We start from the raw sequence: 12,232 nt of genomic DNA on the forward strand, positions 1-12,232 counted from the left end.
TAATGGAAATCGTGTTAAATAATCAAAAATAATGTGTATTTCTGTAATAATTTGATATTATAAAAACATAATTATATGAAAGCGAGGGTGTTAAAATGCAACTACTACCGCTAAAACCAGCCGCTAGAATGATTACTACTATTGGAAAAGATTTGATAAAAGATATTCCTGCCTCAATTGTAGAATTAGTAAAAAATTCGTATGACGCTGATGCAGAAAATGTTGAAATTATCTTTTCAAAATATCTAGAAGGGGAAGAACCTAGAATATCTATAACAATTAGAGATGATGGACATGGCATGGATTTAGATACAATGACTAAGGCCTGGCTGGTTCCTGCTACACCAAATAAATTAAATCGTAAGAGTAAGCATAAAAGTAGGTTGCTCCAAGGAAGAAAAGGTATTGGTAGATATGCTGCTGCAATATTAGGTAATTATTTGCAAATGGAGACGATACATAATAATGATAAAACCATTGTGTATGTAAATTGGGATGACTTTGAAGAATTAGAATACTTAGAAGATGTTAGAGTTGAAGTAGAGTCTATTCCCGTAGATGAACCTAATGGTACTGTTATTAAAATTATTGGTGATACTGAATATTTTAATTTATGGAATGAAAAAGAATTAAAGAAGTTGGTAAAAGAACTCAGGAAATTATTATCCCCTTTCCAAGAAGATTTAGCAAGGGATACTTTTAAAATAGAAATGAAGGTTATAGATTTCATAGAAAATTCTACAGAATTTAACAATTATAGTACTATTATAGAGCCGTTACCCATAATAGATATGTATAATTATAGACTATATGGAAAAATTGATAATCAAGGAATGGCGTATCTAAATTATGAAAATAATTCGCTAGAGGTTATGCAAGAAGAAGAAATAGATCCATTTTATATAGATTTAGGATATGAAGGTGGAAACTATTGTGGAGAAATAGATATTGACTTTAGGGTATTTGACCTTGATACTGCGAATTTAAGTTCATTACAGCAAAAATTAATCAAGACGGTAGATTTAAGCTTTACCCAAAGAGAAGTTGCAAAAGAAGTAAAAGAAATGGCCGGTGTTGGGATATACCGTGGAGGGTTTAGAATTAGACCACATGGTGATAAGGGGTTTGATTGGCTAAATCTAGATGGACGAAGAGTACAAAACCCATCATTAAGAATAGGTGTAGATCAAATCATCGGTTATATTTCTATCCAACCAGAAGAATTTTCTAAACTTGAAGAAAAGAGTGCGCGTGATGGTTTAAAAGAAAATTTATACTTTGAGGGGCTTAAAACTCAAAGTATTGAAGTTTTGAAAATATTAGAAAACAAAAGATTTGCTTTTAGAAGATCTACAGATCATTCAAAACAAAAGACGATATACCAAAAAATGGAATCTCTATTTGATTTTACAGAATTTCAGCATACAGTTACTAAAACAATAGAGAGTAAATTTGATGAAGTTGCACAGGGGAAAAATAAAAAGGAAGTTGAAGAAGAATTTTTTAAAGTATTTAATAAAAGCATTAATGCTATAAAAAAGGAAAAAGCAAAAGAATATGAAGAAATTAAACAAATAATAGCTTTATATCAAGGGCAAGCAACTTTAGGGAATATTACAACGACCATACTTCATGAAGGCAGAAAGCATACTAGTTGGTTTTCGAATTCAGTTCCACGGGTAGTGGAGTGGTTAAAAGAATATAGGTTAGAAAAAACGAATGAACTATTAGATGACTCTATTAACAGACTTGAAAGAGCAGATAAAGAAACGCAAGCTTTAATAGAGCTTTTCGATAAATTAGATCCACTAACAACGGCGAAAAAGGAAACAGTAAAAAAAATAAACCTTTCTGAAATCATTGATTATATGGAAGGGATTTTTAAAGGCTCCTTAAATGACTATAACATTAAAATTATTAAAGAATTCGAAGATAACAAAATTGTTTGGAATGGATTTGAGCAAGATTATAGGAGAGTTTTTGCGAATCTTTTTGAAAATAGCATATATTGGCTGAAGCGAGATACTAAAAATGTTAACAGATATATAAAAGTTCTTGCAGAATATAGCGATAATAATCTGATAATTGATATTATTGATAATGGCCCTGGAATAAAAAAAGAACATATTGAGAATAACATAATTTTCACACCAGGATTTAGTGCCAAAGAGTCTGGAACAGGTCTGGGTTTAGCAATTTCAGGAGAATCTATAAGAAGAAATGAAGGGAAATTAAAAGCACTTTATTCTACAAATGGTGCACATTTAAGAATTGAACTTGGAGGGAAAGCAATTGAATGATGCAATAAGTAATCAACAATTAGGTACTATTGAGAGTGAATATACTACTAATAATATAAATCTATTAATTATTGAAGATGATGATGGACAGATTGAACAAATTCAAGATGCAGTTAGAGATTTTAATAGAAAAGAGGGAGAGGCTGAAAATATTAAAATAGATTTAAGAATAGTTAAAACATATAATGACGCAGTACTAACGCTTTTAAAAGAGAATTTTGATGCAGCAATTATTGATTTAAAGCTAAGTTCTACTACAGATAAGGATGAGGGCGTGGATTTAATTGATATTATTATTGATAAATTAAGATTTCCAATTTTTGTTCGTTCAGGATTTCCTGAAAAAGTTGAAAGTATAAATGCTGAACATTATTTTGTTAAGGTTTTCAAAAAAACTGATAAATTGGATGATATTGTTGCTGAAATTGTTAAATTTTACAAAAAAGGAATTACTTCAACTATTGGAACAAAAGGGAAAGTTGAAAAATATTTAAATAAAATTTTTTGGGAAAGGCTTTCAAAGAATATTAGTTTTTGGGATAAGGATTTATTAGATAATAATAGGCATGAGGTATCTTTAGTTAGGTATTGTTTAACGTTATTGCAAGAACATCTAGAAATTGCGGAAAATGGTGATGGTTTTTTAGATTATCATCCATTTGAAGTGTTTATCAAACCACCGATAAAAAACAATCCCTTCTTTGGTGATGTTTTATTTGATAGCAATAACAATTACTATATAATTTTGTCGCCATCATGTGATATGGCACAAGAAAAGTATGAAAAAGTAACTTTAGTTGAAATAGAGTTACTAGCAGAAATAAAAGCTTTTACAGAACGTCAACAAAATTTTTATAAAGAAAAAAATAAAGGAAAAGACAAAGTTGAAAAAGCTAAGAAACAAGTGCTCGCTTTTTTAACTAATAATCATAGTGCTAAATATCATTTTTTACCGAGTTATCAAGAGTTTTCAGGTGGATTGATAAACTTTCAGAAAGTACATTCCAAAACAAAAGAGGAGTTAGCTGAAATGACTAGATTTGCTTCAGTTTCAGGGAAATTTTCAAAAGATATAAGTGCTAGATTTTCAAATTATTTTGCAAGACAGGGACAACCTAATTTAGATATAGATGTATTATTAAAAAGCGTTCTAGATTTGAATCAGGATAAATAATAATAAATTAAGTATTTAGGAATTGTACAATAATTAATGCTTTCATTAAAAAAAGACAGTTGCTTTCAAAATGGGCAATTGTCTTTTTGGTAGATATCTTATCAATCTTAAAAAAAGGTATACTTAGTCTTTTGATGGAAATAAAACTTAATTATTTGAGCGAAATATTAATAATGTTAAAAAATCCAATGTCGCAATAAAATACGGTAGTTATATTTGGGAATTTAATATACTGTACTCTGGACTATGCTTTAGAAATAAGCCTTAAAAGTAAACTTCCAATATGATAAGGTGGAAGTTTATTTAAATTAAGTGTTTTAATTTCAGTGTTTGAAGTGTTTGAAAGTTTCGGATCATTTCCGTTTTCGCGCTTAATATTATTAAACAATTAATCAAGTTCTAAATTAATGAGTATAGTATGGTTTTTTCTTTTTTTATTCTTGATATTCGCCTTAGGAGAAAATCGATTGCTACCTCAAAGTAATCAGCAATACAGCGAAATTTAGTGTAATCAGGTTGATGTTCGTTACTTTCATACATCCTAATTTTGCTTTTTTTGTAAATTACGAATTATTTGTCCAAAGGATTTCAATAGCCGTAGGAAAATGTTTAAATCCCATACTGAGTATTTGGTTGTAAGTTAATAAAAGACTTTCGTGAATTTTTAATAGGATATTTTACTTCAATATAGTTGAATATTACACACTTAAATCAGGTATTTCCCTGTTTTATCTAGGAAGATATATCTATAGAAATCCTTTAGAAAAAACGATGAAAATTATTTAGCTAAATCTTAATGCTATTCACAGAAATTATTTCACGTTAATATAAAAGTATGGAGATTTTGTGGTTTTATTGGATGACTTGATTATAAATCGTAAGAAAAATTCAGAGTACAAAGGCTGAATTAAGGAAGCTTTGAATGGAAGGCAGAATACAAACGTTGGAGTACTTAAGTAGCAGTTTTAGTTTTTATTAAGTATAGTAAAACTGCCCATTGATACCGGTTACAATGAACTAGAATTAGATACAGGCCAAAAGATGATTGAATTGAAGCAGCGGCAATAAACATTGATAAAATATCAAGAATGTCTACAAAGGGAAAATTATGAACTAATTATGGGTTAAACTTCTTCCAAATTTCACATATATATATTATTTTAAATAACCTTTATAGCAAAAATATTAATTTTAAAGAAACGTTAGAAGGATTATTTTAAAGTTATTTTATAATTCAGTTTGTGGAGATGACTTTTTAATTAACCATAATTAAATGGACAATATGCTGCGTTTATTCTATTTAATTAAGGGAAATAAACGGGTAGTAAAACTATATTTATTAATAAACTTTTATTGCTAAAAAAGTCATTTCTATGTGCCAGTCATGATACTATTATTTCCTTAAAGTCGATTTGTTTATTAAATATTTATCTAGATTATAAAAGAATTAAGGCAGTAAAATGAAAGTTAGTAAAAGTATTATTGTAAAAAGGAAAGGGATTAAATGAATAATATTCAATTTATAAAACGTTCAAATCAAGAAAATCTAGTCATTTTTATACATGGATTTCAAGGAGGAATAGAGACTTGGAGATATAATGAAAAGTCTTTTTTCCCGGAATTATTATTACAGGATGATTACGTGAAACAGCATTATGATATTGCCTGTTTTTCATATTATAGTAAATTTATTCGACCGTATAGTATGGAATGGTTAAAGAATATACTTGACAAAATATTATGTTCGGAAAGTTCGATAACTAGGAAGAATTTAGATATAGAAAGTATATCAGATCTATTGCACACAGTAATAGAAATTGAATGTGGCTCTTATCAAAGGATTGTTTTTATTGCACATAGTATGGGAGGTTTAGTTGCAAAAACATATATTTTAAAAATTCTAGAAGATGAAAAGATTAATAAAGTAGATCTTTTAATCTCATTAGCAGTACCACACCAAGGTACAGGTCTAGCAGGAGCAGGAAAGATTTTATTTGGAGCAAACAGACAGCTTAAAGATTTAGCTCCTTTAAGTTCGTTAGTAGATAAGACAACTAAGAAATGGGTTCGTTATAGGGAGCATTTGCCCAGAGTTGAATATTTTTATGGTAAGCATGATATGGTGGTAAATGAAAATAGTGCGATTGGAATTGAAACTAAAAAAACATTGGGTTCTTTTTTTGATGCTGATCATACTTCGATAGCAAAACCAGATTCTATAAATAGTTTAATATACAAGGCCGTTATTAAATTATTAAAAAATTGTCTAAAAGAGAGTTTAGTTATAATGGATGTAAAATTAAAGGCGGAAAAATTCAATAATGAAAATTTAACCAAAAAAGATGTTTTGCAAAAAATTTCCTTTATTCATAAGTTGGAAAAGATTTCGGTAAGATTTCAGGAGGAGTTTCATGAGAATTTTATAGGGAATATAGATTTACCTTTAGGATTAACACAGGTAAATGAATGGAAAAATATAAATCAACTGGCACCCAATTCAAATGAAGTGTTTTTAAAAGATATTCAAATATCCAGTGAAGCACTAGTCGATTTAGAGCATGTACAATTAAATTTAATAACATTACGTACCTGGGTACTTGAAAAAAAATATGAATTTATAGACTTAGCCTCACAAATAGATATGGAAATATACCAACAAGTTATAAAATTATTTAAAACTATAGATAGAGGTTTTGAAGAAGTTCTTAGTAGTAATAATTGGTTTCTTTATATTCCATCAAACCAATCAAAAATCAATAATATTGAGCATCTAAAGCGAAGAGAAGGAGAGGTTGATAGTATTAGATTAAATAAATTAATATGGGAAATACATTTTCTTTTCATTAATGTTTGGGATTCAATCATACCTGAATTTATTGAGATTATTATTAATCAATTGCATAAATATGAAGAAAAAAAGTTTTGATGAGTAAAAAGTATCTATTTTTTTGTTGGATTTTCTTCTTAATTTTTAAGGAGAGTGTATAGAAGGTTTAGCAAGGCAGGTATTGTTAATACAGCAGGGATAATGGCACTATGTTTCTAATCAGGAGTATTAAGAATCACAAATTGTAACATTAGAAAGTAAGAAGGAAAAGAATCATTCAGAAACATAAAGAGACAGATAATAAATATTTAAAATACACGAATTATTTTATACATAATAAAAATTAGGAAAGAAAATTCTCTAATTAATGCATCTAGAAGTGTTTGGCTACTTAGCTAAGCTCTTTTTTATAATGAAAATTAATCGGAGCAATTAGTAAGTAAATATGATGTTTTTTTAGTAATTATCCTTATTTTTAAGAATGATATCATCAAGATAGATTATTCTTCGTATAAACAAATTGATAAAATGATGTTTATTATTAATCGGGAAGAACAGTATCATAGAAATAAAGAATTACTTAATTATATTCAATATTTTCCTCGGTCAAAATTTCTTCTGATGTCATTATTTAATTCTTTCATTAAGTATTTTTTGTTGGCTCTTCAAAACACTTGAAAAGGCGATAGCGGAATGATACCTTCTTGCAACGTTGAAAGATCTTGATGTAGAAGAGCATCGAATGTATCTATATGAGTGCGTTATGAGTAATTTTATGGGAATAAAAAAAGAATGGCGAACAGTAAATCTTGAATGTGACCATATATCCTTAAACACGTGAGAGAATTTTGTGTTTAAGCTACAGCTTTTTTCTTAAATTCTACATCGTAAGTGACTCTAATTTTGCCCATAGAAAAATCCAATTATAATAAATTAATATGTTCTCTATTTCTTGTCTACTATAAAGGGATTATACCATAAAAGTATACTTCATTTTTTGTACAATTATGGTATGATTTTCACGTACATGAATTCCAAGGAGTGATTTGTAATGGGGATTGTATTGAAGGTTATTCCAAATTAAATACGGAACATCCATGAAGTACATGAGCTATGTATCAATCGTTATCCCTTTTCAAATAAGCTATTAAATATGTTGATTAGCTAGCTGGATAACGAGGATTTGAAAAAGTGAATGTAATTAATAATGAGGTGATAAAATGCTAGTAGTGTTAGATGCCAACGTAATTAAAAAGAACTTTATGCTTACTTCTATTGATTTTAATAATTTAATTGATTATCTTATTAAAACTCAATCTAAATTGATAATACCTCAAATCGTTTGGGAAGAAATACAAAATTTATTTAAGAAAGATTTAGAACAACGATATGAGGATTACAAAAATGGTGTTTTAAAATTAAACGTATTGTTAATGGATCCGGTTGAAAATAATACAGAAATAAATGTGGATAAAAAAACGGCGGATTACATGGACTACATAAAAGATAGATTAAGCTTAAAAGATGAGGGTATTGTTAAGTATAAACAAGAATATCTTCCTGAAGTAGTAAACAGAGCAATTCATAGAATAAAACCATGCTCCCCTAAAGGAGAAGAGTTCAGAGATACATTACTTTGGCTTACTGTTCTAGATATTGCTAAAGAAAATTCAGATGAACAATTAGTTTTAATTTCGCATAATACGAAAGAATTTGCAGCTGATAACAATAAAGAGGTACTCCATCCAGATTTAGAGAGGGAAGTAAACGATTTAGACCTAGATGTGCAATATTACAACTCATTAGGGCAATTTATTCAAAGGCATGCTACCAAAATTAAATTTGTAGATGAAACGTGGATAAAAGACCAAATTAACATTGACGAAGTAAATGATAATTTTCTACATATATTAAATGAAAATGAAGAAGACTCGCTAATGAGATACGCTGAAAATAGATTTGATAACTGTACGGGTTACATTAATGTTTGTGGAGCCTTTTTAGATATTGAGGACTTTTTTGTATATGAAAAAAGTGATGGCAGCCTTTATTTAGAGTTAATACTATCAGGAGAAATTGAGGTTGAAGTTGAGATTGAAGAAGAAATAGAAAAAGAAAGAGAAAAATATGAATATGAGTATGTTTATGATTCATATACACATGAATTTACAGTTGAAAGGGTACCGAAATATGAGGTTGAAGCAGAAGTATTAGCAAGGTGTGCATATATATATCCTGATTACGAATTGAAATTAGGTGCAGTAATTAATAATAAGAAATTAGAAAAATATACAATTAAAGAGTTTGGGAGACTTTAATAAATTAGGTTAAAATAAATAACACTCAAACGGTTGACTTTACAATGTTAGGGAACCTTTAATAGTAGTTTAAGTGTTTTTAATTGGAGCATTGAGGGATATGAGCTGTTTAATAGAGCTAATTTGAAAATTACGCTAATACAGATAATCTTTTTATTAGTTTTTTTAGAGTAGAAGACCAAAGTATTGATATAAAAAGAATTTACAATAAAAGAAATAGCTTATCGCATACTAAGTGGTACTGCAGGAGTAAGTAATTATTCTACAAATGGATTTTTCTTTAATGAGTATTTAATAACAATCTCAATGGAAATTATTACTATTGGAAATATATCATCTCAAAGAAAAGGAGATAGTAATTCGCAAAAAAATGAGAGTGTAGCAGGGAGTAATGAGATAAAATTTAGAAAAGATGTACTTGAAGGAAAACGCACATTTAAAACCCAGGATAAAAATGTAACGAAGAGGAAAGTAAAGTTTTCGTTATTAATAAGGAGGATGTTGAAAATATTTAGGTAGAATTAAATATAGTTGAATTCTATTCTTTGTGAGTAAAGTAATATTACATAGGAGTTGTGGTATTAAATGGCAATTTTTCTATCGGAAGTTACTAAAGACCAAATTTGCAGTTTAATTGAAAGTGAAGATTTTAAAGCATTTCATGCATCAATAAGAAGAGAGTTTGATATTGAGGATATAGAATATGATCTTTTACATATAGACCGAGTTAATGCGGGAGATGGTTATGTTGGTACATCAATAAATGCTAGAGTAATATTTGAACGGTGGGAGAACATAAAGGAACTTATCTTAGTGGTAGAAGGGTTAATGCAATCTATTAATTCTAAGTTCTCAAAAGTGCCAGATATATATTTTGAAAGAGTAATTGAATTAAGTGTTAAATTTGCATTGGTGCATGAATTGGTTCATGTGCAACAATTTAAAAATGGAAAATTAACCGAGGAAAAAATGGAAGAGATGAAGAGTATCCCTTATGAAGAAAGAGAAATTGAAATGGAAGCAAATACTATCGCTAAGGAAGTCATGGGTAGAAATAATGAGTTCGATAAAAGGATTATTGGATTATTAACATCAAATGATTCCATAGACAATGATAATTTGCATAGTATATTGGAGTTATTTGGTAAGTAAGTGTACTATTCAAAAGCTAAAGTCACTAAAATTGGAGAGTAAGGGATATAAAAAACAATTTGGTGGTGCAGGAATATTTATACTACTAAGTTAGTTATTAATAAGATTTATTGTCTTCATGTGAATTATTTTGCCATATTAGGACTAACACAAAAAACGATTGATGTAAAAAATGTAATTAATGTATATTAAAGGTAAATAAATTAAATTACCTAAGTTAAATAAACGTATTTTTATGAAAGATAGAATTGAAAGAATATTAGATATATTATAAACTAATATAAAGAAAATTTTTCCTTTTTTACTTATTCCATAATGACCACAAACCTTTCGGGTTTACGATTCATTACAAAGAAGTGTATAACGCATATACGCTTATTTGTATTACGAATGTATTCCTGGGAGGTTTTTTGCGTTGTAGGAATAGGACAAGTATTGAACTAACAAGGAAGTGATAGGATGTCTTAACTTTTTAAGAAATGTAGTAAGGAAGTAAGAATTTTGAATTTCAAAATATAAAAGAAGGTGGAAAAAGATGAGAGGAGTAGGCTCGTCTTTTTTATTTCGAAAGGAGAAGGACATGGGTAAAAAAATTATGGTGCAATCTGTAAAGCTCGTAAAAGATAGTAATCGTATTTATGATATTGAGAAAAAGAAAATCACTTGTCCAGCGGATGCTGTACGCTTTGCACAGATTATATTTAATATAGAATCAAGGCCAAATGAAATTTTTGGTGTCTTTAACTTAAATACAAAGAATGAAATTATAGGATGTAGCATTGTGTTCGAGGGTACAGTTGACTCATCGTTGGTCCATCCGAGGGAAACTTTCCGCACGGCAATATTAAACAATGCATCTTCTATTATATGTTTTCACAACTCCCCTTCAGGCCATAGTGTGGAATCCCATGAAGATGTCCAAGTAACTAAGCGATTAAAAGAATGTGGAATTATTATTGGTATTCCTCTTCTAGATCACGTCATCATTGGAGATAATATTTATGTAAGTTTATTGAAAAAGAGGATTATCTAATACAAAGCAATAAGCCAACTATTTTTAAGGGTGTGTATGAAGGAATAGGAAGATTCTAAAGCGTTTATTCGCATGGATCTTCCTATTTTTTTATTTGTAAGGGTGATTTATAAATGTAATCATAATATGTGATTCGTGGAAATGGACAGATTAAAAGGTCAGAAATATAGGATAAGAAAAAAGAATGTATGCCTAATAAACTAACAAGATAGCTCTAACCTAAAGCGAGCAAAATTAGCTTAAAGGCTTTTGATATGAAGGAAAAAGAAGCAGCAAGCTGCTTATGTGATAAAAAAGTAGTAGTAGAAAATCCAATAGCATTCAACGAGCAAACTTTGGAGTTAGTAAACCATTTGTAGCTGGAGGGAATAATGCGGGGATTGAAGATTTGAATACACAACTTGTTCTCAAAGCAATGGAAATAGCCTTAGAAAAGAATGCGCCTAAGGTGAACGTAAACGTTTAGAACAAGTATTAGCTAAATATCGAAAAGAAGCTTAAGTCAAATGAATTTTCTTCCCTAAAAGAGCTGTTCCATTGTTATACATATGAACCCCTCTTGAATATCAAGGAGGGAACGGTATAATCTCGTTTGGGTTCGAACCAGCGACCGCTACCTTGTTAAGATGGCGGTCTTTTTGATATATTAATCTTCTTTCTGTATTATAAATTCCCAAAACTTCTTTAATTCCTCTCGCTTTTGAGGAGTCGCATTTTTTATATCTTCAAGCCATTGATAAAGCTCAGGATCTTGTATGTCTGTAACTTGTCTCATTTCAGTTGTACCGAGGAGGTAATCAATTGATACTTCAAAGAAAGTCGCTAATTTTATCAATGTATTATAATCAGGTTCTCGATTTCCTTGTTCATACATTGCATATGTAGTTCGAGCAATCCCTAGTTGTTTTGCCATGTCTTCTTGACGCAGTTTGCGTTCTTTTCGAAGAGTGTGTAGTCTAGTGCCAAACATATGCTACCTCCTTTTAGGTGTTTTCTAAATCAATTATAACGTCACAATATGTAACATTTAATAAAGTACACGAAATGTGTAAAAAATATTGATTTTAAACTTATTATTATGTAATATAATCATTAGTTACACATTTTGTGACAATGAAAGAGGGGGAATAATGAGGTTTTGGTTATTGGAAAAACGTAAAAATAAAGAGAAAACACAAGATTATATTGCATGTAAGGCAAGAATATCTAGAAGTATGTATGCAATGATTGAAAATGGTGAAAGAAATCCAAGTGTTCCTGTCGCAAAGAATATAGCTAAGGTACTAAATTTTGATTGGACTCTTTTTTTTGAAGAGTAATGTCACAATACGTGTAATTAATAAGGGGGATTTCATCTCTATATTGTTTCCCTAAAACGAAATAATATATTAATTATTTTTAAGAAAATATTAGATAAAGGAAGTGTTC

At 29.1% G+C, this 12,232-nt stretch carries 8 protein-coding genes and 1 pseudogene; 8 read left to right on the top strand and 1 reads right to left on the bottom strand.

Annotated elements, in window-relative coordinates:
• Positions 1 to 95 precede the first annotated feature (95 nt).
• The 7 genes and pseudogenes from NST86_RS28865 to NST86_RS28895 all read left to right on the top strand — a co-directional run.
• Positions 96 to 2,300, top strand: a complete 2,205-nt coding sequence (locus NST86_RS28865; RefSeq protein ID WP_340935001.1) for a sensor histidine kinase — start codon at positions 96 to 98, stop codon at positions 2,298 to 2,300.
• Complete coding sequence (locus NST86_RS28870; RefSeq protein WP_061664707.1) at positions 2,293 to 3,474, top strand: hypothetical protein; 1,182 nt, start codon at positions 2,293 to 2,295, stop codon at positions 3,472 to 3,474. Before NST86_RS28865 ends, NST86_RS28870 begins: the two co-directional genes overlap by 8 nt.
• 1,504 nt (positions 3,475 to 4,978) lie before the next feature.
• A complete protein-coding gene (locus NST86_RS28875; RefSeq protein WP_061664709.1) occupies positions 4,979 to 6,400 on the top strand; it encodes an esterase/lipase family protein in 1,422 nt (473 codons plus the stop codon).
• Positions 6,401 to 7,521: 1,121 nt separating this feature from the next.
• Positions 7,522 to 8,619, top strand: coding sequence for a PIN domain-containing protein (locus NST86_RS28880; RefSeq protein WP_061663534.1), 1,098 nt, complete (start codon positions 7,522 to 7,524; stop codon positions 8,617 to 8,619).
• A 585-nt stretch (positions 8,620 to 9,204) separates the two neighbouring features.
• Positions 9,205 to 9,771 (top strand): hypothetical protein, encoded by a 567-nt coding sequence (locus NST86_RS28885; RefSeq protein ID WP_061663536.1) that lies wholly within the window; start codon positions 9,205 to 9,207, stop codon positions 9,769 to 9,771.
• A 580-nt stretch (positions 9,772 to 10,351) separates the two neighbouring features.
• A complete protein-coding gene (locus NST86_RS28890) occupies positions 10,352 to 10,804 on the top strand; it encodes a JAB domain-containing protein (RefSeq protein WP_061663558.1) in 453 nt (150 codons plus the stop codon).
• A gap of 260 nt (positions 10,805 to 11,064) precedes the next feature.
• Positions 11,065 to 11,258, top strand: a pseudogene (locus NST86_RS28895) (DnaD domain-containing protein); the annotation flags it as partial.
• 192 nt (positions 11,259 to 11,450) lie between these two features.
• On the opposite strand, the gene NST86_RS28900 reads toward NST86_RS28895, so the two are convergent.
• Positions 11,451 to 11,774 carry a helix-turn-helix domain-containing protein gene (locus tag NST86_RS28900; RefSeq protein ID WP_061663537.1) on the bottom strand — a complete coding sequence of 108 codons (324 nt, stop codon included), beginning with the start codon at positions 11,772 to 11,774 and terminating at the stop codon, positions 11,451 to 11,453.
• Between the two features lie 160 nt (positions 11,775 to 11,934).
• Here NST86_RS28900 and NST86_RS28905 point away from each other — a divergent pair, with 160 nt between their 5' ends.
• Positions 11,935 to 12,123 carry a helix-turn-helix transcriptional regulator gene (locus tag NST86_RS28905; protein ID WP_061663538.1) on the top strand — a complete coding sequence of 63 codons (189 nt, stop codon included), beginning with the start codon at positions 11,935 to 11,937 and terminating at the stop codon, positions 12,121 to 12,123.
• The last annotated feature ends 109 nt before the right edge of the window (positions 12,124 to 12,232 follow it).

Source organism: Bacillus sp. FSL L8-0199 (assembly GCF_038005705.1).
GTDB classification, from domain to species: Bacteria; Bacillota; Bacilli; order Bacillales; family Bacillaceae_G; genus Bacillus_A; species Bacillus_A cereus.